The sequence below is a fragment of the Streptomyces sp. NPDC058880 genome, from assembly GCF_042742535.1.
Lineage (GTDB): Bacteria > Actinomycetota > Actinomycetes > Streptomycetales > Streptomycetaceae > Streptomyces.
Genome location: NZ_JBHYMC010000012.1, coordinates 85120 through 108978 on the forward strand (window position 1 = coordinate 85120; position 23859 = coordinate 108978).

At 72.9% G+C, this 23859-nt stretch carries 16 protein-coding genes; 7 read left to right on the top strand and 9 right to left on the bottom strand.

Annotated features, from left to right (window positions below; all coding sequences use genetic code 11):
- The first annotated feature begins 117 nt into the window (after positions 1-117).
- A complete protein-coding gene (locus ACFW2G_RS10045; protein ID WP_384446561.1) occupies positions 118-243 on the top strand; it encodes a hypothetical protein in 126 nt (41 codons plus the stop codon).
- Entirely contained in the window at positions 236-2320 is a 2085-nt protein-coding gene (locus tag ACFW2G_RS10050) for a SpoIIE family protein phosphatase (protein ID WP_384446563.1), read from the top strand. Before ACFW2G_RS10045 ends, ACFW2G_RS10050 begins: the two co-directional genes overlap by 8 nt.
- Positions 2321-2338: 18 nt before the next feature.
- On the opposite strand, the gene ACFW2G_RS10055 is transcribed toward ACFW2G_RS10050, so the two are convergent.
- Both ACFW2G_RS10055 and ACFW2G_RS10060 read right to left on the bottom strand, forming a co-directional pair.
- Positions 2339-4972, bottom strand: coding sequence for a SpoIIE family protein phosphatase (locus ACFW2G_RS10055; protein WP_384446565.1), 2634 nt, complete (start codon positions 4970-4972; stop codon positions 2339-2341).
- Between the two features lie 186 nt (positions 4973-5158).
- Positions 5159-7015, bottom strand: a complete 1857-nt coding sequence (locus ACFW2G_RS10060; RefSeq protein ID WP_384446567.1) for a VanW family protein — start codon at positions 7013-7015, stop codon at positions 5159-5161.
- Between the two features lie 307 nt (positions 7016-7322).
- Here ACFW2G_RS10060 and ACFW2G_RS10065 point away from each other — a divergent pair, with 307 nt between their 5' ends.
- Together ACFW2G_RS10065 and ACFW2G_RS10070 are read left to right on the top strand one after the other, a co-directional pair.
- A complete protein-coding gene (locus ACFW2G_RS10065) occupies positions 7323-9257 on the top strand; it encodes a protein kinase (RefSeq protein ID WP_384582177.1) in 1935 nt (644 codons plus the stop codon).
- Positions 9258-9324: 67 nt separating this feature from the next.
- On the top strand, positions 9325-9861 hold the full coding sequence (locus tag ACFW2G_RS10070; RefSeq protein WP_384582174.1) for a hypothetical protein: 537 nt from the start codon (positions 9325-9327) through the stop codon (positions 9859-9861).
- A 132-nt stretch (positions 9862-9993) separates the two neighbouring features.
- Here ACFW2G_RS10070 and ACFW2G_RS10075 read toward each other — a convergent pair whose 3' ends face one another.
- The 3 genes from ACFW2G_RS10075 to ACFW2G_RS10085 form a co-directional block, all read right to left on the bottom strand.
- Complete coding sequence (locus tag ACFW2G_RS10075) at positions 9994-10473, bottom strand: hypothetical protein (protein WP_384446573.1); 480 nt, start codon at positions 10471-10473, stop codon at positions 9994-9996.
- Between the two features lie 234 nt (positions 10474-10707).
- A complete protein-coding gene (locus tag ACFW2G_RS10080; RefSeq protein WP_384446575.1) occupies positions 10708-12138 on the bottom strand; it encodes a M1 family metallopeptidase in 1431 nt (476 codons plus the stop codon).
- Positions 12126-16067: a Pls/PosA family non-ribosomal peptide synthetase gene (locus tag ACFW2G_RS10085; protein WP_384582172.1), complete on the bottom strand. Its 3942-nt coding sequence runs from the start codon at positions 16065-16067 to the stop codon at positions 12126-12128. Before ACFW2G_RS10085 ends, ACFW2G_RS10080 begins: the two co-directional genes overlap by 13 nt.
- Positions 16068-16375: 308 nt before the next feature.
- On the opposite strand from ACFW2G_RS10085, the gene ACFW2G_RS10090 reads away from it, so the two are divergent.
- A complete protein-coding gene (locus ACFW2G_RS10090) occupies positions 16376-17272 on the top strand; it encodes a SigB/SigF/SigG family RNA polymerase sigma factor (RefSeq protein ID WP_384446579.1) in 897 nt (298 codons plus the stop codon).
- Positions 17273-17315: 43 nt separating this feature from the next.
- On the opposite strand, the gene ACFW2G_RS10095 is transcribed toward ACFW2G_RS10090, so the two are convergent.
- From ACFW2G_RS10095 to ACFW2G_RS10105, 3 genes are all read right to left on the bottom strand, one after another.
- Positions 17316-17765, bottom strand: coding sequence for an ATP-binding protein (locus ACFW2G_RS10095; RefSeq protein ID WP_384446581.1), 450 nt, complete (start codon positions 17763-17765; stop codon positions 17316-17318).
- 14 nt (positions 17766-17779) lie between these two features.
- A complete protein-coding gene (locus ACFW2G_RS10100; RefSeq protein WP_037917407.1) occupies positions 17780-18148 on the bottom strand; it encodes an STAS domain-containing protein in 369 nt (122 codons plus the stop codon).
- Positions 18149-18281: 133 nt separating this feature from the next.
- Complete coding sequence (locus ACFW2G_RS10105) at positions 18282-18698, bottom strand: Fur family transcriptional regulator (RefSeq protein WP_384446585.1); 417 nt, start codon at positions 18696-18698, stop codon at positions 18282-18284.
- 291 nt (positions 18699-18989) lie between these two features.
- Here ACFW2G_RS10105 and katG point away from each other — a divergent pair, with 291 nt between their 5' ends.
- Positions 18990-21221: a catalase/peroxidase HPI gene (gene katG / locus ACFW2G_RS10110; RefSeq protein ID WP_384446587.1), complete on the top strand. Its 2232-nt coding sequence runs from the start codon at positions 18990-18992 to the stop codon at positions 21219-21221.
- A gap of 75 nt (positions 21222-21296) precedes the next feature.
- Here the strand turns inward: katG and ACFW2G_RS10115 are convergent, their stop codons facing one another.
- Positions 21297-22136, bottom strand: a complete 840-nt coding sequence (locus tag ACFW2G_RS10115) for a PaaX family transcriptional regulator C-terminal domain-containing protein (protein WP_384453828.1) — start codon at positions 22134-22136, stop codon at positions 21297-21299.
- A gap of 272 nt (positions 22137-22408) precedes the next feature.
- On the opposite strand from ACFW2G_RS10115, the gene ACFW2G_RS10120 reads away from it, so the two are divergent.
- Positions 22409-23845 (top strand): MFS transporter, encoded by a 1437-nt coding sequence (locus ACFW2G_RS10120; protein WP_384453825.1) that lies wholly within the window; start codon positions 22409-22411, stop codon positions 23843-23845.
- The last annotated feature ends 14 nt before the right edge of the window (positions 23846-23859 follow it).

Here is a 23859-nt window from a genome sequence, read left to right on the forward strand (position 1 = left end):
CGGGTGCGGGAGGGCCACCGGCGGCCGGCGCACGCCCCGGAAACCGCAGCGTGGAGAGCGCACCCGAGTGCGGCGGCCGGGGAGCGCCTGCGCCCGCCCGGGGCGAGGATGAAGGTGATGAACGGGATCGAGCGCGGCCGCGGCGCGCACCGGGCGAGCGGCCGGCGCGGGCTGCGCCTCGCCCCGGAGCCGCCGCGCGGCGAAGCCGGGTCCGCCCGGAAGGAGCGGGTGCGGGATGCATGAGGAGATGCCGCTGCAGGACCTGGTCAGCAGCGCCGCCCAGGACGCCGGCGGGTGGCTGGGCACCCTCCCGGTGGCGCTCATGGCCACCAGCGGCGACGGAACGATCGTGCGCTGGAACCACGGCGCGCAGGAGCTGCTGGGCTACGACCCGCCCCAGGTGCTCGGACGGCACATCGCGGACCTCCTCCACCCCGGCGCCGACCGCAGCCTGGGCCGTTCGCTCTGGGAGACGGCCGCCACCGGTCACGGGGTGATGGGGACGGTCACCGCCTGGCACCGGGACGGTCACCCGCTGGAACTGGAGATCTGGGCCTGCCCCGTTCCCGACCGCCGCCACGGTGCCTCGGCCGTGCTGGTGTTCGCCGCGGACGCGCATGCGGCGCGCCGGATCCGGGGGGCCTCCGCGGTGTGGGACGGTCTGTTCGCCCGCTCGCCCGTCGGGATCGCCGTCCTCGACACCCAGTTGCGCTTCCTCCAGGTCAATGCGGCGCTGGAGGCGATGAACGGCCTGCCGGAGTCCGCCCACGTGGGCCGGCGGCTCGCCGAGCTGCTGCCGGAGGTGAACGGGGGCGAGATGGAAACGGCCATGCGCCAGGTACTGGAGACCGGCGAACCGGTCCTCAACCGCCGGCGCAGCGGCCGCACCCCCGCCGACCCGGACCACGACCACGTGTGGGCCTGCTCGTACGTGCGGGTGGAGGACCCCGGCGGCCGGCCGATCGGCGTGATCGCCTCCCTGCTCGACATCACCACGCAGCAGCGCGACCACACCGAGGCCGAGGCCGGGCGGCGCCGACTCGCCCTGCTCACCGAGGCCAGTTCCCGGATCGGCGCCAGCCTCGACCTCGAACGCACCGCGCAGGAGCTGGCCGACCTCGCCGTCCCGCACCTCGCCAGCGCCGTCACGGTGGACGTGCTGGACTCGCTCGCTCAGGGCAACGAACCGGGCATGGGGCTGACCGGGGGCGTCGCGCTGCGACGGCTCGGCAAGGCCCCGCTGGCCGGGACCGCGGTCACCCGGATCCTCGCTCCGCTGGGCCGGACACTCACCTTCCCGGCGACCGCGCCGTATACCCAGGCACTCGCGGCCCGCCAGCCCTTCCTGGTAGCCCACCTCGACGCGATGGCCGTCGCGACCGCCGGCCGGCACAGCCCCAAGCCCGCGCAGCTGGTCGAGACGGGCGTGCACTCGTTCCTGAAGGTTCCGCTCATCGCGCGCGGTCTCGTGCTCGGTGTGGCCTCCTTCTACCGCACCCGGCCCTTCGAGTCCTTCGGATCCGACGACGTCGCGCTCGCCGGCGAACTCGCCGCGCGGGCCGCCATCAGCATCGACAACGCCCGCCTCTACCACCACGAGCACGAAACGGCGGTCGTCCTGCAGCGCAGCATGCTGCCCCAGCACGTGACGCCGCCCCCGGGCATCGAGATCGCCCACCGGTACCTGCCGGCCAGTGACGTCAACGAGGTCGGCGGGGACTGGTACGACGTCGTCCCCCTGGCCGGGGGCAGGGCCGGCCTGCTCATGGGCGACGTGATGGGGCACGGCATCGCGGCCGCGGCGGTGATGGGGCGCCTGTCCGCGACCGTCCGCGCCCTCGCCCGCCTCGACATGCCGCCGACGGCGCTGCTCCACCAGCTGGAGGCGACCCTCGCCGATCTGGCGGAGCCGATGCTCGCGACCTTTCTGTACGTGGTCTGCGACCCGGCCACCGGGCACTGCACGATTACCCGGGCCGGTCACCCGCCGCCCGCCGTGGCCGAGCCCGACGGCACCGTCTACCTGGTCAGGTCCCCGCCCGGGGCCCCGCTGGGCGTCGGCGGGGTCACCTTCACCACGACCGAGGTCACGCTCCCGCCGGGGAGCCTCCTCGTCCTGTACACGGACGGGCTGATCGAAGCCCGCAACCGTGACATCGACGAGCGCCTCGGCGAGCTCACCGGTCTCCTCACCGAGCCCCTGCAACCGCTCGACCACCTCTGCGACTCGCTGATCGCCCACCTCGTCCCGGCGTCCGCCGACGACGACATCGCCCTGCTCACGGCCCGTATCGGCACGAACCAGGGGGGCGCCCGGTGAGCCCCGGCCGCGGCACGGTCAGAGGGGGTCCACGTCCAGGAAGGCCGTCAGGACGGCCTCGCCGCCGCCCGCGGTGCCCGGCAGGGCCAGTTCCGCCCAGATGACCTTCCCCTCGGGGGTGTAGCGGGTGCCCCAGTGCTCGCTGAGCTGGGCGACCAGGAACAGTCCGCGGCCTCCCTCGTCCGTGGTGGCGGCGTACCGCAGGTGGGGCGCGGTGCTGCTGCCGTCCCACACCTCACAGGTCAAGTTGTGGTCGCGCAGGAGCCGCACCCGCACGGGCCCGCTCCCGTGCCGCAGGGCGTTCGTGATGAGCTCGCTGAGGATCAGTTCCGCCGCGAAGCCGAGTTCCGTCAGGTCCCATTCCTCCAGCTTCTTGGCGGCGACGCTGCGCATCGCTCCGACGGCGCTCGGTTCGAAGGCCACGTCCCATTGGGCGACCCGGTCGGGCCCGAGGGTCCGGGTCCGGGCGATGAGCAACGCCACGTCGTCGGTCGGCCGGGCGGGGAGCATCATGTCGAGCACGGCCCGGCAGCTGTCATGGGGATCCCGGTCGGGATGGCTGAGCGCCGCCCGGAGCAGTTCGAGGCCCTCGCCGATGTCCCGGGTCCGCTCCTCCACCAGGCCGTCGGTGTAGAGGACCAGCTGGCTGCCTTCGGTCAGCTCCAGCTCCGCGGTCTCGAACGGCATGCCGCCCAGGCCCAGCGGGGGGCCCGCGGGCAGCTCGACGATCTGCGTCCTGCCGTCGGGGGCCACCACGAGCGGCGGCAGGTGCCCCGCACGGGCCATCGTGCAGCGCTGCGACACCGGGTCGTAGACGGCGTACAGGCAGGTGGCCCCGAGCACGCCGCCGTCGCTGTCGTCGGCGTCCCCGTTGTGGTCGTGGTCGATGCGCTGTACGAGGTCGTCCAGGCGGGCGAGGATCTCGTCGGGCGGTAGATCGAGGGAGGAGAAGTTGTGCACGGCGGTGCGCAACCGGCCCATGGTGGCCGCGGCGTGCAGGCCGTGGCCGACGACGTCTCCGACGACCAGGGCGACGCGGCTGCCGGGCAGCGGGATGACGTCGAACCAGTCACCGCCCACCCCGGACTGGGCGGGCAGATAGAAGTGCGCGACGTCCATGGCGCTCTGCTCGGGCAGGGCGCGCGGCAGCAGGCTGCGCTGGAGCGTCACGGCGAGGGCGTGTTCGCGGGTGTAGCGGCGGGCGTTGTCCATGCTGACCGCCGCGCGGGCGACGAGTTCCTCGGCGAGGGACAGTTCGTCCTCGTCGAAGGGCTCCTGCTTCTGCGACCGCCAGAAGTTGACCACACCGAGGACGACGCCCCGGGCCATGAGGGGGGCCGCGATGAGCGAGTGGATGCCGTAGTCGACGATGGCGCGGGCCCGCGGCGGGTCCTGGGCCTGCCAGCCGGGCGCCTGCGACAGGTCCGGGACGAGTTCCGCCCGGCCGGTGCCGTAGCCGCGGGCCTGCGGGGTGGACGGCAGGAAGTCGATCAGCCGGCCGACGGGGTAGAGGGGGTGGTCGGAGCGGATGCCGCTGATCGCCGTGCGGCGCATGTCGGCGCCCGGGGCGGGCTCGTCGCCGTCGATGACCTGGTCGGCGAGGTCGACGGTGACGAAGTCCGCGAAGCGGGGCACGGCGACGGCGGCGAGCTCCTCGGCCGTGCGGACCACGTCGAGGGAGGTGCCGACGTCGCCGCCCGCGTCGTACAGCAGTTTGAGGCGCCTGCGGGCCGTCTCGGCCCGGGTGGTCAGGATCTGCATCTCGGTCGAGTCGCGGATGGTGGCCGCCGCGCCCTCGGGCCGGCCGCGGGGGTGGGTGGGCCGCTGGTTCACGACGAGCAGGCGGTCGCCGGAGCCGATCACCTCGTCGGTGGCCTCGCGGCCGGAAAGCAGCAGGTCCGCCATCCGGCGCTCCAGGCCGGGCACGTCACCGATGTGCCTGCCTTCGGCGTCCTCGGGCAGGCCCAGGAGGCGTTTGGCCTCGTCGTTGGCCAGCAGTAGCTGCCCGTCGCCGTCGGTGATCAGGACCCCTTCGCGGACGGCGTGGAGCACGGCATCGTGGTGCTCGTACATGCGGGTCATCTCCTGCGTGCCGAGCCCGTGGGTCTGGCGGCGCAGGCGTCTGCTGATCAGCCAGGTGCCGACGGTCGCCAGGGCCAGGCCGGTGGCGATGGCCAGGAGGATGACGGGGAGCTGGCGGTCGAGGGCGCCGGTGACGTTCTCGACGGTCAGGCCGGCGGACACCAGGGCGACGACCTCGCCGTCGGGTCCCTTGACGGGGACCACCGCCTGGATCTCCTTGCCGAGGGGGCCGTCCACGCTCTCGGTGTGGACCTTGCCCTGCAGCGAGGGCTCGATGGTCCCGACGAATCGTTTCCCGATGCGGTCCGGCTGCGGGTGGCTGTAGCGGATGCCGTTGGTGTCCATCACCACGATGAAGTCGACCCCGGCGGCCTTGCGCGTCTGTTCGGCGAGGGGCTGCAGGACCGCGGAGGGGTCGGACGTCTTCAGCGCGGGCTGGAGGCCCAGCTGGTGCGCGAAGGTCTCGGCGACGGACACCGAGCGGTTGCGCGCCTCGCGGTCGATGTCGTGGCGCGACTGCAGCACCAGGGCCAGCAGGGACCCGGCTGCGAGCAGGACCACGATCGCCACCTGGAGGACGAATACCTGGCCGGCGACGCTTCTGAATCGGTTGCCTAGAGGTGACCGCACCGACGTGCCCGGCACGGGTGGCGGCGAGGAATGGTCACGAACCCAGTTGTAGCACTTCCGGGCCGCCATGGCTCCCGGCGTGCACAATGCGCGCCGGGAGTGTCACCCCTCGTCCCGGGTCGCCGCTCAGGACGCGCGGGGGGCGCCGGCGGCGCCGGAGGTCCCGGCGGGGGCGGAGTCGGCCTGCGCCGTGCGCGCGGATCCGGGAGCGGTGGGGGCCGTCGGAGCGGCGGGGGCGGTCGGGACCAGGGCTCCCTCCGGCGCCTCCGGGGCGCAGACGACCTCGTCGCGCGGAGTGTAGTGGGTCCTGAACTCCTCGCTGCGGACTTCCCTGCCGCCCTGGACGAAGACCCGGCCGACGGTCACGTCGAAGCCCTCCAGCGGGGTCTGGACCTCGCAGGCCGGGCCGTTCCCGGTGCGCTTCGCGGGCTGCGTGACGTTGGTGCGGGGCCCCTTGGTGGCCCGTATCTCGTCGTACTTCTTGGTCCCGAGGAGCGTTATGGTCAGCGAGGTGTCGGTGGACTCGGCCTGTATGTAGACGGCGTGCCCGGAGTCGTTGATCCAGCGCAGGTCGAGGGTGCCCCACGCGACGGTGGCCTCGCGGCCCTCGGGATAACGCTCGATGTAGAAGGAGTGCGCACCGTGCTCGACGGGCTTGAGGCCCGCGAAGAAGACGGCGTTGTACATGGTCGTGGCGACCGCGGACACGCCCCCGCCCGGCGACTTCACGTACTGGCCGTCGTTGATCATGATGCCGTCGACGAAGCCGTTCTCCTTGGTGCGCTCACCGACCGTGCGGTTGAAGCTCCACTCCTTGCCGGGCTGGACCACGGAGCCGTTGATGAGCTCCACCGCGCGCCCGATGTTGGTGCTGCGGTACGGGGCGGCCGGGAACTCGACCGTGAAGGAGGAGATCTTCTCCTTGATCCCGATCCGGCGCGCCTCCTCGCCGGTCAGCTCGGGCTGCACGGCGACCGTGGCGATCTCACCGCTGCGGGCGGCGCCCGTGCGGGTCAGGAGCGGCAGCACGGCCTTGCCGAGCGCCTCCTCGGTGACCTTCCGGCCGGCACGGCTCTGCTGGGCCATGACCACGGTGCCATCGGGGTTGACGTGGGGCGTCGCGTCGAGCGGCGGCCGGCTGGCCTCCGCGATCGGGCGGGCCACGGCGGGTTCGGCCAGCAGCCCCTTGGAGTCGAGCGCGGGCACGAGGCGGCCCTGGGCGTCGGGCCGCATCTTCAGGTGCTCGCCGAGCACGGCGGGGGTGATGGACACGCGCTCGCCGGCGACGGTGAGCGCGACGGGACCCGACATGGCGGGCTGGGCGAACTGCCTCAGGGCCCGACCGGTCTCCTCGGCGCCGACGGCCGGCTCGGTGGTCTCGACCGGCAGCACGACCGGGGCCTGGTCCTTCCGCAGGTAGGCGTCGCGAAGGGTGTCGAGAGCCCGGTCCGCCACGAGGGCGGTGCCGGGGAGCGGGGTGACGGCCTTCGCCGTGCCCTTCTCGAAGGCGATGGCGCCGTCGCGGGGGGTGCGGGCGGTGTCCTCGGCGATCCGGTCGACCGCGGCGCGGCCCTTCTGCTCGTCCGCGCGGACCACCGGTTCGACGTCGCGCCGGCCGGAGGCGAAGAGGGAGCCGATGACGGTGACGGGGTCGTAGCCCTTGCGCACGGCGCGGTCGACGGTCGCGGTCGTGTCGAGCGACAGTCCGAGCGCGGCCGGATCCGCCTTCTCGACGCGGTCGCCGATCTTCATCGCGACGGGCGCGGCGGCGATGGGGCCGAGCTCCCGGTCCAGTGCCCGGCGGGCCTGCGCGGCGGTCATCCCGCCGATGTCGACGCCGCGCACGCTCGTGCCCGGGGCGATGTCACCGCCGGCCACGAGGCCCGTGACGTAGAGGCCGCCCAGCCCGAGGACGACGGCTCCACCCGCCATCATCGGCAGGGCCGTCCGCCGGTTGCCCGTCCAGCCGCGCACGCGTCCCATGTCACTCCCAGTGGCGCCGACCGTTCCCGGGCGACGCGGGCCGCTCAGCGCGGCACATAGACGACAGATAACGCGAACCATGATTGCCGCAAAAGGGGCAATTGAGGGATGAATGTAACGGTTCTCACGATCTCGCCGCGCCGCCCCGCCCCGATGATTCGGGGTGCGGCCGAACCCGGTCGCGGACCCCTCCCCCGACGGCGCCCGAACGTCCTCCCGCGACCGTCCGCCGGATCCGCGACCCCCTGTGCGGCAGCCGACTGAGAACCTCAACTCCACTACCCAACAGGCTCGTTGCTCTTGCCGGATGATCGGGATAGATTCCTCGGGACCCGTATTCGATCCAAGCAGGGCAGGCGACGTGTGGGACCTGGCGGGGAGCGGAGCCGAGCCGCTGGCGGCGGAGGATCCCCGGCGGATCGGACCGATCCCGCTCGCGGGCCGACTCGGGACCGGCGGCATGGGACGGGTATACCTCGGCGTGCACGAGGGCCGGTACGTCGCGGTCAAACAGCTGCTGGCCTCCGTCGTCGGGGAGGACGAGGACTTCCTGCGCCGGTTCGGGCACGAGCTGGACAACCTCGCCCGGCTGCCGGCCGACGCCACCGCACCGCTGCTCGCCGGCGACCGCACGGCGCGGCCGCCGTGGTTCGCCACCGCGTACCTTCCCGGGATCACCCTGCGGGAGGCCATCACGCTGCACGGTAGACCGCTGCCCGCGGACGCTTTGTGGCTGCTGCTGCGGGAAGCGGCGGCGAGCCTGGCAGCGGTGCACGCGCTGGACATGGTGCACCGCGACCTCAAGCCCTCGAACATCATGCTGACCCTGGACGGGCTGACCCTCATCGACTTCGGTGTCGCCCGGGCCGCCGACCAGAGCCAGCTGACCAGGACCGGCATGGTCGTGGGCACTCCCGCCTACATGTCACCCGAGCAGGCCTCGGGGAAACGGCAGCCGGGCGGCGCCGCCGACGTGTTCGCACTGGGTTCGGTGCTCGCGTACGCGGCGTGCGGCCGTCCGCCCTTCGGGGACGAGTCGGGGCACGGTGTGCTGTACCGGATCGTCCACGAGGAGCCCGACCTGGAGCCGCTGCGGGACCGTGAGCCAGAGCTCGCCGCACTCGTCGCGGCCTGTCTCGCCAAGGATCCGGGCGACCGCCCCGCGGCGGCGGAGCTCCTGGAGCACGCGAGTCGGAAGGGCCCGTTCACACAGCCGCTGTGGCCGGTGGCCGTCGACGAGCGGCTCACCGAGCGGGCCGCCTTCGCCGCGAAGGTGCAGGACGGCGACGTGGCGACGCTCCCGCTCAGCGGCGGGAAGCCGGGCCCGCAGGAGAAGCCGAAGGCGGAAGGGGGAACGGAGCCCAAGGTCTCAGGGCCCAAGGTCGCACCCGCCGCCGGGTCCGGCCCCGACGCCCCCGAGCGGCCCGGGCGGCGCCGCCGCACGCGCGTCCTGCTCGCCCTCGTTCCCGTGGTCGTGGTCTCCGGCGGTACGACGCTCGCCGTCCAGTACCTGCCGCACCTCTCCGCGCCGCAGACCGAGGCCCGCAACGGCCCGACGGCTCCGGTGACGGCCCCGGCCGATCCCGCGACGGTCGCCGGCGGCACCCCGTCCGGTGCGGCCCCGCCCACGCAGCCTCCTGCCCAGGATCCCGGTCGGGCTGCCGGGCAGGCACAGGACGGCACCGGCGCAGCACCGGTGCCGGCGGCCGGCGGCACCGGTGACGGTCCGGGCACGGTTCCCGCCGGCGGCGCCCAGCCCGGATCGGGCGGCTCCGGAGGCCTGGCGAACGCGGGGGGCAGCGGCGGCGGATCCCGCCCGTCCGCCGGAAGCACCCCGACAGCGGCCGCCACGGCCCCCGCCCAGCCGCCCTCCGTGCCCGACACCGGGACCTACCGCTACCGCAACGGCAACAACAGCACGTGCATCACCCAGGTCTTCGGAGCCTCGGACTTCGGCGACTGCGCGAACGGGTCAGCCCGCTGGACCGTGCGGAGCCGATCGGACGGAAGTTTCACACTGGTCAACCAGCAGAGCGGGGGCTGCCTCTACTCCAACGGGCTCGGCCAGGCAGTCTTCGTCGGCGACTGCGCCCAGGACATCGGCCGGGTGTGGCGTACCGGTGCGAACGGCAGCCTCCGCAGCGACCTCGGCGGCGGCTGCCTCGACCTCGGCATGAGCAGCGGCCTCGTGACCAGGACCTGCGGCGGCGAGGCGTCCCAGCGCTGGACGAGACAAAGCTGAAGCCGGTGACCGGTACGCCCGCGGCCGGTGCCGCCTCAAGATCGACGGGGTGGCAGACTGGCCGGCCGTGCAACGAACCGAGAGGACGGACACCATCATGCGACGGCAGCGCAGGCGCGCAGCTCTGGCGGCCCTGGCCATGGCGGTTTCGGTCACGGCGTCGGCCGCGGCGTGCGGGGCGCCGCTGCGGGACCTCGGTCCGCTGCCCCCGCGCTTCTCGGGCCCCCCGCTGACTGCGGACGCCGCGGTGTCGGAGATGACGTCGGCGCTGGCGGCGGAGGGCATCACGGTGGACAGGGAGCCCTCGGGCTCCACGGGCCGGTGCGCCGAACGGCTGACGGGCCTGCACTCCCCCGAGACGGTGGACGCCGCTCTCCAGGCCGCCTTCGCGCGGGCCCGTTCCGAGCACGGCTGGCAGGCCGGCCCCGACGTGGGCGACGGAACGCTGACCCTCACGAAGGGGAACTGGACGGCCCTGTCGGTGCTCCCGTCCCCGGAGCCGGGCCGCGGCGCCGATTCCCTGGTGATCATGTCTCTGAGCTGCGTGGACCCAGGCACCCCCGCCGCGTCCCCGACGCTCACCCCGGCGCCGGGATCCTCCTGAACCCGAGCCGGTGGGGTCCGGGGCAGGGCGCCGAAGCCGTGCGGAACGGCCGGGCAGCGGGACGGGCCGTTGGGCAGCGCCTGCCGGAGCGGGGGTTCCGCTCCGGCAGGCGTCCGGGAACCGGGGCCCGGGTCAGAAGGCCCGCAGCAGGTACTTGGTACGGAAGCCGCCGCTCGTCGAGCAGTCGAGCGTGTTCTGCGTGCTCGTGTAGGTGAAACCGGACGGGACGGTGCACGCCCACAGACCGGTCTTCGGAGTGCGCAGCAGGTACTTGGTGCGGAAGCCGCCGCTCGTCGAGCAGTCGAGGGTGTTCTGGGTGGCGGAGTAGGTGAAGCCGGTGCCCACGGTGCAGGCCCACAGGCCGTCGGAGGGCGGCTGGACCAGGTAGTAGGTGCGGAAGCCGGTGCCCCCGCAGCTCAGGGTGTTCGTCGTCGCCGTGTAGGTGTAGCCGGGCGGGACGGTACAGGACCAGAAGCCGGCGGCCGCGCCGGTAGCCTGGCGGGCCTCGGGGGCGGGTGAGGCGGACGCGGTGGCGGGGGCGAGGGCGGCGGCCAGCATGACGGCCGCACTGCCGCCACTGAGCAGCAGCGTACGCAGTTTCGATCGGATCACGGAATGCACTCCTGGCTCGTTGTTCACCGGACGGAACCGTGCAAAGGGAGGCTGCGGGATCTGCTCCGTCCCCGGGCCTCCGCGGGGCGCGCGCTGGAATGCTGACAGCCGCATAGTCCCCGGGCAAGGGCCGCCCGGCCGCTCCCCGTCCACTTCCGGCCGCCTGGGACAGAGCCCTGACCAGCGTGATCATCAAGAACGGGTGGACCGGGACCGCTGCAAACCGTCCGGAAACTACCCGGGCAGGGGCGGCAGCGGCGCCTCGTAGAGCCAGGCCGAGTACAGGTCGTCCAGCGGATCGGACGCGTAGCGGGCGGCGTGGGCGGTGAAGGCGGCGGTACTGACGACGCCGTGGCGGTGCACGGCGGCCCAGTCCCGCAGCATGCGGAAGAAGGCCTCCTCCCCCAGGGCGCGCCGGACGGCGTGGACCGCGAGGCCCCCGCGCTGGTACAGACGGTCGTCGAACATCAGTTTCCGCCCGGGGTCCACCAGCCGGAGGTCCTGGGGCCGTGAGGTCAGCGACCGGTGCGCGGCGGCCGCCTGCTCGTGGGCGGTCCGGCCGCCGGAGCGCTCTGACCAGAGCCATTCTGCATACTTCGCGAAGCCCTCGTTGAGCCAGATGTGGCGCCAGTCGGCGATGGTCACGCTGTTGCCGAACCACTGGTGGGCGAGCTCGTGGGCGATGAGGCGCTCCGAACCGCGTACGCCGTCCAGGTGGTTGGCCCCGAAGAGGGAGAGCCCCTGGGCTTCCACCGGAACGTCCAGTTCCTCGTCGGCGACCACCACCGCGTACTCGCCGAAGGGGTAGGCGCCGAAGAGCTCCTCGAACAGCTGCATCATGGCCGGCTGCCGGGCGAAGTCGCGGGCGAACCGAGGCAGCAGGTGGGCGGGCACATGGGCGCTCTGCGTCACGCCTCCGGGTCCGGGGGTGCCCAGGAGCACCGTCTGGTACATGCCGATGGACAGGCCGACCAGGTAGCTGGAGGTCGGCGCGGGCTGCTCGTAGACCCAAGTGGTGGTGCTGGCCCTGGTGGTACGGGTGAGCAGGCGGCCGCCGGCCACGACGGTGTAGGCGGACGGTGTGTTGACGGAGATCTGGTAGGAGGCCTTGTCGGCCGGGCGATCATTGCACGGGTACCAGGAGGGGGCACCCACGGGCTGGCTGGCCACGAGCGCGCCGTCGGTCAGCTCCTCCCAGCCGAGACCGCCCCACGGGCTGCGCACCGGCTTGGGGTTACCCGACCAGTGCACGTCGACGGTGAAGGCGGCACCGGCGGGCAGCGGCTTGGCCGGCCGGATGCGCAGCCTGCCGCCCCGATGGGTGTACTGCGGTGCCCGCCCGTTGACCAGGACACGGCCCAGCTTGAAATCGGCCAGGTTCAGGTGGAACTCGGTGAGCGGCGCACGCCCGGCGATCGCGCTGAGGCGGCCGGTGCCGGCCAGCCGATTGGGGCCGGGACGGTAGTCCAGGGCGAGCTCGTACCGGTGCACACGGTAACGGGAGTCGCCGTTGGCCGGAAAGTACGGATCCGATACCGCTGTGGTCTGGCCGCTCACTGCCGCATCCGCTCCCTGCGCCGTGCTCGTACGCCGTGCTGGTGTGCCCCTGCCGATCCTGCTGCCGCTCCCGGCCCGGCCGGCGCCACCGCCCCTCAGGGCCGCCATGCCTCGATCGGGTTGCCCAGCCAGCGGGTGTCGGCGGGGACGGACTCCCCGGCCATCACCAGGGAGGCGGGACCCAGGGTGCTGCGTGCCCCGACCGTACTGCCGGGCAGGACGATTCCGCCCGGGCCCAGAGTGGCGCCCTCGCGGAGGACCACAGTATCCGTCCTCAAGATCCGGTCGTGGAAGAGGTGTGTCTGCAGCACGCAGCCCCGGTTCACGCTCACCCCGTCGCCCAGTGTGACCAGGTCGCTCTCGGGCAGCCAGTAGCTCTCGCACCACACGCCGCGGCCGATCCGGGCACCGAGCCCCCGCAGCCACAGGGTCATCAGCGCAGTGCCCGGCACGGATCCGGCCAACCAGGGGACGGCCAGGACCTCGACGAAGGTGTCGGCGAGCTCGTTGCGCCACACGAAGCCGCTCCACAGCGGGTGCTCTCCCGGCCGGTGCCGGCCCACCAGGAGCCACTTCGCGCCGACCGCAACGCAGCAGGCGGCCGTTCCGGCGGCCAGCAAAACGGCGCCCGAGAGCAGTACGGCGCCCCAAACGCCCAGGCCGCTCCACGCGGTCAGCGCGCTCAGCGCCGCCACGGCCAGTACGGCCAGGGCGGCCGAACAGAACACGGGGACGAGACGGCACAGCTCCACCAGGCCGCGCGCCCACAGCAGGCGCGCCGGCGGGTCGTAGGTCCGGCTGCGGTCGGTGTCGGCGCTGGAACGGGGCAGCCTGACCGGCGGCAGGCCCAGGTACGAGCTGCCCTTCTTGGCCTTCTTCGGTGCCGCGGAGAGCACGCCGACCAGGCCGTCGTCCGGCACCGCGCGGCCGGGCGCGGCCATGCCGGAATTGCCCAGGAAGGCTCGGCGGCCGATCGCGGAGTGTCCGATCCGCACCCAGCCGCCGCCCAGCTCGAAGGGGGCGGTGAGGGTGTCGTCGGCCAGGAAGGCGCCTTCGCCCACCGTGGTGAGGCTCGGCAGCGCCAGTACGGTGGAGACCTCGGCGCCGCGGCCGATCTTCATGCCGAGCAGGCGCAGCCAGACCGGTGTGATCAGCCCGGCGTAGAGCGGGAAGAGGGTCTCCCTGGCCAGGTCCATCAGTTGGGTGACCGTCCAGGCCTGCCAGCCGATCCGGCTGTGCGTCGGATGGTTCCCGGCGCGCAGGCCGAGGCTGAGCAGGCGTACGGCGGCCAGTAGGAGCAGTGCGTAGGCGAGGCCGAAGGCGAGGGCCGCGGGCACCACGGCGCACAGCGCTCCGCGCAGGGCCGCGGCGAGTCCGGCGTCCGCGGGCACGAAGCTGCTCAGCACCAGCAGGGCGGGCACCGTGGCGAGGACCGGCAGCGCCGTGAGGCCGAAGCCGGTGATCCCGTACATGGCCCGCCAGTGGACGGCCCGCGGCGGGCGCCCGTCAGGCCAGTTCCGCTTGGCCCTGCCGAGTTTGGCGGCGGGCGCTCCGGCCCAGCGCTGGCCGGTCGGAACGGTCCCGGCGACGGCGGAGCCCGGGGCCACCTCGGCCCGCTTGCCGATGCGCGCCCCGGGGAAGAGCACACTGCGGGTGCCGACCACCGCTCCGGCACCGACCTTGACGGGCCCGATCTCCAGCTGGTCCCCGTCCAGCCAGTGTCCGCGGAGGTCGACCTCGGACTCGACGGCGCAGCCGCGGCCGAGCTTGAGCATGCCGGTGACGGGGGGCAGGGCGTGCAGGTCGACCTCGGGACCGACCTTGGCACCGAGGGCCCGCGCGTAGCGTTCGAGCCAGGAGCCGGTCAGGGCGGTCGCGCCCGCGTACTCGGCCAGGCGCTCGGCGGTCCAGAGCCTGAGGTGCACGCTGCCGCCGCGCGGGTACCGTCCGGGCCGTACCCCGCGCAGGAGCAGGCGTGCGCCGCCGGCGGCGACGGCCAGCCGGCCCGGAGGGCTGAAGAGCAGGACGGCGCCGACGGCGACGAGCCACCAGGAGGCGGTCGGCGCCCACGGGTAGGGCCCGAACCGGTGCAGCACGTTGCCCAGCGCCAGCAGCGCGACCGTCCAGCGCAGGCCGAGGACGGTGAGCAGCGGGAGCAGCAGGAGCGACTGGAGGGCCTGGGAGTGGAGGGGGACCGGTGCGACGGGGCGGATCGCGCCCTCGTGGGTCACCGACTTCTCCAAGCGGCGGGCCAGCCTGCGCAGGGTGGGCTGCTGGTAGATGTCGAGCACGGCCGCGTTCGGATAGCGGGTCCGCAGCCGGGTGGTGAGGCGGGCGGCGGCGAGGCTGTTCCCGCCGATCGCGAAGAAGTCGTCGCCGGCGCCGGTGACGGGCGCGCCGAGGGTTTCGCGCCACTGCTCCGCGAGCCAGGCCTCGGTGCCGTGGAGCTCTTCGGCCGGGCCGGCGGTCTCCAGGTCGGGCAGCGGCCAGGGCAGCGCGTCGCGGTCCACCTTGCCGGAGGTGCGGGTGGGCAGTTCGGTGACGGGCGCGAGGAGGGGTACCAGGGCGGCGGGGAGTTCTGCGCGCAGCCGTTCGACGGCCGCGGCGCGGTCCCAGCCGTCCTGGGTGACCAGGTAGCCGACCAGCAGCTGGTTTCCGCTGCGCGCGGTGCGGACGGCGGCCGCGGCGCCGGCCACGTGCGGCAGGGCCTGGAGGGCGGCGTCGACCTCGCCGAGTTCGATGCGGCGACCGCCGAGTTTGATCTGCTCATCCGCGCGGCCGAGGAAGACGAGCCCTTCGGGTTCCGCGCGGACGAGATCGCCGCTGCGGTAGGCGCGCTGCCAGCCCAGGGACGGGAGGGGGGCGTACTTCTCGGCGTCCTTGTCGGGGTCGAGGTAGCGGGCCAGGCCGACGCCGCCGATGACGAGCTCACCGCTGCCGCCCATGGGCACCGGTTCCCCGCAGCCGTCGACGACGGCGAGTTCCCAGCCGTCGAGCGGGAGGCCGATGCGGACGGGTTCGCCGCCGGTCAGGAGGGCGGCGCAGGCGACGACGGTCGCTTCGGTGGGACCGTAGGTGTTCCACACCTCGCGGCCCTCGGTGACCAGGCGCTGGGTCAGTTCGGGCGGACAGGCCTCGCCGCCGAAGACGAGCAGCCGGACCTCGGCGAGGGCCTCGGGCTCCCACAGGGAGGCCAGGGTCGGCACGGTGGAGACCACGGTGATCTCCTGCTCGACCAGCCAGGGGCCGAGGTCGGCGCCGCTGCGGACCTGGCTGCGCGGGACGGGTACGAGGCAGGCACCGTGGCGCCAGGCCAGCCACATCTCCTCACAGGAGGCGTCGAAGGCGACGGACAGGCCGGCCATGACCCGGTCGCCGGGGCCGAGTGGTTCCTCGGTGAGGAACAGTGCGGCTTCGGCGTCGACGAAGGCGGCGGCGCTGCGGTGGGTGACGGCGACGCCCTTGGGCCTTCCGGTGGAGCCCGAGGTGAAGATGATCCACGCGTCGTGCCCGGGGCCGGGGCGCGCGGAGCGGTCACCGGCGCCGGGGCGGGGCGCACGGAGGGTGTCGATGCGCCGTCCGGCACCCACGACCGCCCGCACTCCGGCTTCGCCGAAGACCAGGTCGGCCCTTTCGTCCGGGTCCTCCGCATCGACGGGCACGTAGGCGGCGCCCGCGGCGAGGACGGCCAGGATCGCCACGTACAGCTCGTTGGTACCGGACGGGACGCGTACGCCCACCCGGTCCCCGCCGCCGACCCCGGCGTCGGCGAGGGCGCGGCGGCCGCGGTCGACCTCGGCGGCCAGGGCCCGGTAGCTGAGGCGGGTGACGCCGTCGTCCAGGGCCGGTTCGTCGGGGTACGCCCGTACGGAGGCTTCGAAGACGTCGATGAGGGTACGGGGCGGGGCGGCGGGCCCGGCGCGGAACCGTGCGGACTTGCCGGGCTCCTCGTGCGGTCCCGTGCCCGTGGCCGCGGTGCCGTACGGGCCGCCGTCGTCGAGGAGAGCGAGTTCAGAGCGTTCGGGTGTGGCTGGCATCGGCCCTCGCGTGTCGTTCCGGCAGGTGGTCCGGTTCATCGGCGGAGACGCTTTTCACCCTTTTTGTTCCGGTCTGTCGCCGAACAACCCACCAGCGTAGTACGCGGTCGAGGATTTTCTCGTTGAAGCGTCGGGTGTGGCCGGTTGGCGACGGTCGGCGGGCAGGCGCACCCGATCGAGCCGGGCAGGGGCTGCGGGCAGGCCGCCGGAAGGGTCAGGTCGCCGCGATCGGGTATATAACCCGACGGGAAACCCACGACGGCCCCGCTGCGCTCCGGCGCAGCCCCCCGACCCGTCGGAGGACGCTCATGACCCCTCTGTCCCGCAACACCCTGGACCCTGTCCATACCGGGACCCCGGTGGAGGGCATCGACATCCCGGATAACCCCCTCGCCGTCAGCACCGACGACGCGAGGAGCCTGTCCGTGGCGCTCTTCCACCGTCTGCGCTCCCTGGACGAGGGCACGCCGGAGTACTCCTACGTCCGCAACACCCTGGTGGAGCTGAACCTCAGCCTGGTGAGGTACGCGGCCCGGCGCTTCCGCAACCGCAGCGAACCCTTCGAAGACATCGTGCAGGTCGGCACCATCGGCCTGATCAAGGCCATCAACCGGTACGACGTCGAGCGCGGGGTCGAGTTCGCCACCTTCGCCGTGCCGACGGTCACGGGCGAGATGAAGCGCTTCTTCCGGGACACCAGCTGGTCCGTGAAGGTGCCGCGGCGCCTGCAGGAGCTGCGCCTGGACATGGCCAAATGCTGCGACGCGATGGAGCAGGACCTGGGCCGCCGGCCGACCGACCACGAACTCGCGGAACAGCTCGGCGTCAGCGACGACGCGCTGGCCGAGGGCCGGCAGGCCGCCAACTGCTACGTCGCCGAATCCCTCAGCACCTCCGTCGGCCAGGACGCGGACGGCGGCGCGCTGCCACGTTCCCTGGGCAGTGAGGAGGAGGCGTACGAGCGCATCGAGGACCTGGAGACGCTGAAGCCGCTGCTGACCGCGCTGGGTGAGCGCGACCGGCTGGTGCTGCGCCTGCGCTTCGGCGAGGAACTCACCCAGTCGCAGATCGGCGAGCGCCTCGGCATCTCGCAGATGCACGTGTCGAGGCTGCTGAGCCGGATCATGGACCGGCTGCGGGCCGGGATGCTGGAAGACCCCGACGACACCGGGGCGCCCGAGGACGGCGACGACGGCGCACCCTGAGACCACGGCACGGCCCGGGCGGCGCCGGCCACCGGGCCGCCGGTCACCACAACACGGTCTGCGGTCCCCGAGCACCGTCCGGGGACCGCAGCGGCGAGTCGATCTCGGCCCACACGCACTTGCCGTCCGCGAGGGGCAGCGTGCCCCAGCGGCGGGCGATCCGCTCCACGATGAGCAGCCCGTACCCGCCCGGCCGGGCCGGATCCGGTCGTGAGCGCGCCGCGGGGGCGGCGGGGTCGCTGTCGGTGACCTCGACGCGCAGCAGGTCGTCCGTGCACACCAGCAGGAGTGTGCGGGGTCCGCCCGCGTGCAGGCAGGCGTTGGCGACGACCTCGGACACCAACAGCAGGACGTCCTCCGCGTCGTCGCGGGCGTCCGGCATCCACTTCCAGTCGACGAGGGCGTCACGGGTGAAGTCACGGCAACGGGTGACGACGTCCGTCATGCCCGTCAGCAGGATGCCCCGCCTCCGGTCGGGGGACCGCGGCTCCATGACGCGCTCCTCCCTCACGCGTGCCGCGGCTCGGCCAACGCGTGCGCCACGTCGGGGTGTACGGGGAAGATCCCGTCCGCACCGGTGATGCGGAACATGCGAGCCACGGGTGGGCGCAGCCCGGACAGGGCGATGCTGCCGCCGTCCTCCTGAAGCGCGAGCCGACTGTGCAGGAGCACGTTCAGGCCGGTGGAGTCGCAGAACCGGACCCCCGAGAAGTCCACGAGCAGCCTGCGTGCGCCGCCGTCGACGGCGGCGGTGAGCGCGGCCCGCAGGGGTTCCGCAGTGTCGTGGTCGAGCTCTCCGGTGAGCGTGAAGACCAGAACGTCGCCCTCGGGCCGCACGTCCACGGCGAATCGGTCACCGTCCGCCGGCGGGGCCATAGGGGACCACCTCTTCCCACGTCCGCAGGTTCGTGCAGTGCCATCGTCCTGCCGGCCTCCGCCCTCTGCGACCGGCCGGTTCTGCACGGCACCTACCCGGGCGGGCGTGGGTCAATCGGGAACGCGGGGGCGCTCAGGTCCGGGCACAGGCCGGGCACAGACCTCGGTAGGTGATCTCGGCCTCGGAGACGGCGAACCCGAAGCGTTCTGCCGCGGGCAGCGCGGCCAGCGGATCGCCGTCCGGGTGGACGTCGCGGATGAGCCCGCAGCCGGAGCACACCAGGTGCTGGTGCGGCCGGTGCGCATTGGGGTCGTAGCGCTTCGCGCGGCCGTCGGTGGTGACCTCGACGACCTCTCCGAGCGCCACCAGCTCGCCCAGGGCGTTGTAGACGGTGGCCCGGGAGATCTCCGGCAGCCGCCGGGCCGCGCGGGCATGCACCTCGTCGGCCGTCAGGTGCACGTGCTCGCCGTCGAGGACCTCGGCAACGACCCGCCGCTGGGACGTGAGCCGCCAGCCGCGCCCCCGCAACCGCTCCAGCAGGTCACTCATCTCGACTCCCCCCTCAGGTCCGGCGCGCCCGGGGCCCGCCGGCCGGCTTCCGGGATCCGATCGGATAGCGGCTTGGTGTTCATCTTGACTTGGACTGCGTCCATCGTAGGATCGGTTCCGTTGATAGCCAAGAGGCAGGAAGACTCCCGAGCGGCGGGAGTACGGGACGGTGACCACTCGGCGTCGAGTCGACCGGCGAGGCCGAGCCCCGTGCACAGGGACCCCGTGTCCCGCCTGTTCGACCGCATTCGGTCCGGAGCACCGCGATCCCCCTGGTACGGAAGGATTCCCATGTCCGAGAACCACGATGCAATCGTCACGGACGAGAAGGCGCAGGGCGGGGGCGGCTGTCCCGTCGCGCACGAGCGCGCCGCGCACCCCACCCAGGGCGGCGGAAACCGCCAGTGGTGGCCCGAACGCCTGAACCTGAAGATCCTGGCCAAGAATCCGGCGGTGGCCAACCCGCTGGGCGAAGAGTTCGACTACGCCGCGGCCTTCCGGACCCTGGACCTGGCGGCGGTGAAGCAGGACATCGCGCAGGTCCTGACGACCTCCCAGGACTGGTGGCCGGCCGACTTCGGCCATTACGGCCCGTTCATGGTCCGGATGGCGTGGCACAGCGCCGGCACCTACCGGATCAGTGACGGCCGCGGCGGCGCCGGCGCCGGCCAGCAGCGTTTCGCGCCCCTCAACAGCTGGCCGGACAACGGCAACCTCGACAAGGCCCGCCGTCTGCTGTGGCCGGTCAAGAAGAAGTACGGCCAGAGCCTGTCGTGGGCCGACCTCATGATCCTCACCGGCAATGTCGCACTGGAGCAGATGGGCTTCGAGACCTTCGGCTTCGGCGGCGGCCGCGCCGACGTCTGGGAGCCGGACGAGGACGTGTACTGGGGTCCCGAGACCACCTGGCTCGATGACCAGCGCTACACCGGTGACCGCGAGCTGGAGAGCCCGCTCGGCGCCGTCCAGATGGGTCTGATCTACGTCAACCCGGAAGGCCCGAACGGCAACCCGGACCCGGTCGCCGCGGCTCGTGACATCCGTGAGACGTTCCGCCGGATGGCGATGAACGACGAGGAGACGGTGGCCCTGATCGCGGGTGGCCACACCTTCGGCAAGACCCACGGCGCCGGCCCGGCCGAGAGCGTCGGCGCCGACCCCGAGGCCGCCCCGATCGAGGCGCAGGGCCTGGGCTGGGCCAGCACCTACGGCACCGGCAAGGGCGGGGACGCGATCACCAGCGGTCTGGAGGGCATCTGGACCAACACCCCGATCACGTGGGACAACAGCTTCTTCGAGATCCTCTTCGGCTACGAGTGGGAGCAGTTCAAGAGCCCCGCCGGCGCCCACCAGTGGCGGCCCAAGGACGGCGCCGGCGCGGGCACCGTGCCCGACGCCCACGACCCGTCGAAGACGCACGCCCCGACGATGCTGACGACCGACCTGTCGCTGCGCTTCGACCCAGCCTACGAGCAGATCTCGCGCCGCTTCCTGCAGGACCCGGCCGCGTTCGCGGACGCCTTCGCCCGCGCTTGGTTCAAGCTGACCCACCGCGATATGGGCCCCCTCGTGCGCTACCTCGGCCCCGAGGTGCCCACCGAGGAGCTGCTCTGGCAGGACCCGCTGCCCGCTGTGGACCACGAGCTCGTCGACGCGGCGGACGTCGCCTCCCTCAAGGCGCAGGTACTCGCCTCGGACCTGTCGGTGTCCCAGCTGGTGTCCGCCGCGTGGGCGTCGGCCTCGTCCTTCCGCGGCAGCGACAAGCGCGGCGGTGCCAACGGCGCCCGCGTCCGCCTGCAGCCGCAGAGCGGCTGGGAGGTCAACGAGCCGGACCGGCTGGCGGGCGTGCTGCGCGTGCTGACCGGCATCCAGGAGGCGTTCAACGCCGCCCAGGACGGCGGCAAGCGGATCTCGCTCGCCGACCTGATCGTGCTGGCGGGCGCCGCAGCGGTGGAACAGGGCGCCAAGGACGCCGGATTCGACCTGCAGGTGCCCTTCACGCCGGGCCGCGTGGACGCCTCGCAGGAGCAGACGGACGTGGAGTCCTTCGCCGCCCTGGAGCCGGCCGCCGACGGTTTCCGCAACTACCTCGGCAAGGGCAACCGGCTCCCGGCCGAGTACCTGCTGCTGGACCGGGCGAACCTGCTGAACCTGAGCGCGCCCGAGCTGACGGTCCTCGTCGGCGGCCTGCGCGTGCTGGGTGCCAACCACCAGCAGTCGCGGCACGGCGTGTTCACCACGACGCCCGGTTCGCTGACCAACGACTTCTTCGTCAACCTCCTCGACCTGGGGACGACGTGGAAGGCGACGTCGCAGGACGCGAACACCTTCGAGGGCCGTGACACCACGACCGGCGAGGTCAAGTGGACCGGCACCCGCGCCGACCTGGTCTTCGGCTCCAACTCGGAGCTGCGGGCGCTGGCGGAGGTCTACGCGAGCGACGACGCGAAGGAGAAGTTCGCCCGGGACTTCGTCGCCGCGTGGGACAAGGTGATGAACCTCGACCGGTTCGACCTCTCCTGATCACTGATCAGTGATCACCGGGTCCGGGCCCGGGTCGGCACCGTGCGGTGCCCGCCCGGGCCCGGACCGCTGTGCTCAGTCCTGCGTCGTAGCCTCCGGCAGACCGGTGACCTCCCGGACGTGCCGCAGGGCGGGGGCGGCCAGCACGTCGTTCAGCCGCTGGAAGACCTGGCGGGCGGCCACCGCGTTCCAGTCGGCAGGGAGCAGTTCGGCGGGCAGACCGGGATCGAGGTAGGGCAGCCGCCGCCACCGCGTGAGCATCGGCACGTAGTGGCGAAACGCCTCGGCGCCCCCGATGTCGCACCGGTGCGACAGGTCCGCGACGACAGGTGCGTAGGCGTCGGTGAAACCGGCGTACTGCTCCTCGATCGCGGGGAAGTCCCACCACGAACTGACCGTCCCGGGCAGGTCGCTGAAAGCGGCGTAGTCGGCGGCGAACAAGTGTACGTACGCACTGAGTCCGCGCCGCACGAGCATGTCGCGGGCGTCACCGAGGAGGCGGGCCGGCGCCAGCCACACGCCGGGGGCGATGTTCCCGAAGCCCAGCCACATCAGGCGGGTGCGCAGCTGGTAGCGGTACGCGCGCTCGGATTCCGGCACGGAGAAGACGGCCATCGCCCAGCCGTCGCTGAGCTTCGCCGGCTCCAGGCTGCCGAAGATGCGGCGGTCGCCCTCGTCGAAGACGGGGTGCGCGGCGGCGCTGAGCCGGTAGCCGGGGGCACCGCGGCGCTCCGGTTCCAAGACGCCCTTCTTCTTGAGCCGGGAGATCGCCGAGCGGGCGGCCGGGCCCTCGACGTCCAGTTCCGCCATCAGGGTCAGCAGGTCGGCGACGGAGATCCAGCCGCCCAGACGTCGCAGGAACGCCCCGTAGACCGTGTTGATCAACGAGCTGGGCCTGAGGGGACTGTCCGTCATGATCGCCTTCCGTCGGGTGCGGTGGCGATCCTACCGAGCGGGCGGCCGCGGATCCCCGGGAGCGTGCGGCGGCGCGACGATCACGCCCGGGGGCCGAGGGAGCGGCCGCGGGTGACCGCCGAGGAGCGGGCACGACGGGCTGCTTCCTTAGCGGAACGTTAGATCTGCGCGACGGAGCTTGTCCGGGTATCACGGCGGCCACATGCTCTGGATCGTTCCCCCGACCGCGGGGCCGCCCCCTCTCCCGTCAGGGATTTCCCTCTGGAGCCGCCATGTCCCCGTCCGCCGTCGCACCCGGCCCCCAGCCCGGAGACACCCCCGGCCCGACCGCCGCCGCGCCGCCCGGCGAGGAGCGCCGCACGCGCCGCCTCGCGCTGATCGGCGGCTCACTCGGCAACCTCGTCGAGTGGTACGACTGGTTCGTCTACGCCAGCTTCGCGATCTACTTCGCCGACTCCTTCTTCCCCGGCGACAACCCGACCACGCAGTTGATGAACACCGCGGGCATCTTCGCGGTCGGCTTCCTGATGCGCCCCGTCGGCGGCTGGATCCTGGGCCGCGCCGCCGACCGTCACGGACGCAAGAGCGCGCTCACGCTCACCGTCACCATGATGTCGGTCGCCGCGCTGCTCATCGCCGTCGCACCGACCTACGGTCAGGCCGGCTCCTTCGGCGCGCTGGTGCTGCTTCTCGCACGCCTGCTCCAGGGGATGAGCATCGGCGGCGAGTACGCCGCCAGCGCCACCTACCTGACCGAGGCCTCCGCCCGCAACCGGCGCGGCCTCGGCTCGTCCTTCCAGTACGTGTCGATGACCTGCGGGCAGCTGCTGGGCCTGGGCATCCTGATCACCCTGCAGCACACGCTCACCACGGACGAGTTGGAGACCTGGGGCTGGCGGATCCCCTTCGTCCTCGGGGCGCTCTTCGCGGTGGTCGTCTTCTGGCTGCGGCGCCGACTCCAGGAGACCGACGCCTTCCGGGAGGAGGCGGGTGCCGGCGGGGCGGCGCACGACGAGAGTGCGCGCGGCACGCTGAGGGCCCTGTGGCAGTACCGGCGGCAGGCCGGCCTGGTCATGGCCCTGACCCTCGGCGGCACCGTGGCCTACTACACCTACACCACCTACCTGACCAAATACCTGGTCGGCAGCGCGGGCATGGAGAAGACGACCGCCACCCTGGTCAGTTTCACCGCGTTGACCCTCTTCGCCGTACTCCAGCCCTTCGCCGGGATGCTGTCCGACCGGATCGGCCGCCGCCCCCTGCTGATCACCTTCGCGGTGGGCTGCACGGTCGGCACGTACCCGATCATGACGGCGCTCGGGTCGGCGTCCTCGTACTGGTCCGCGCTCGGCCTGTCCCTGCTGGCCCTTGTCGTCATCACCGGCTACACGTCCATCAACGCGGCGGTCAAGGCGGAACTGTTCCCCACCCGGGTGCGCGCCCTGGGGGTGGCCCTGCCGTACGCCATCGCCAACGCGCTCTTCGGCGGGACCGCGGAGTACGTGGCGCTCTGGTTCAAAGACAGCGGCCACGAGACCATGTTCTTCTGGTACGTCTCCGGGTGCGCGCTGGTCTCCCTCGTGGCCTACGTCTTCATGCCGGACACCCGCGACGCGGCCCTCAGCCGGGCCGAGGCCGAGGCGGACGGCGCGGACCGGGCGGGCGACCGGGAAGACCCGGCCGCTGCTCCCGCCCAAGCCGTGCGCTGAACGGCGGCGGTAGC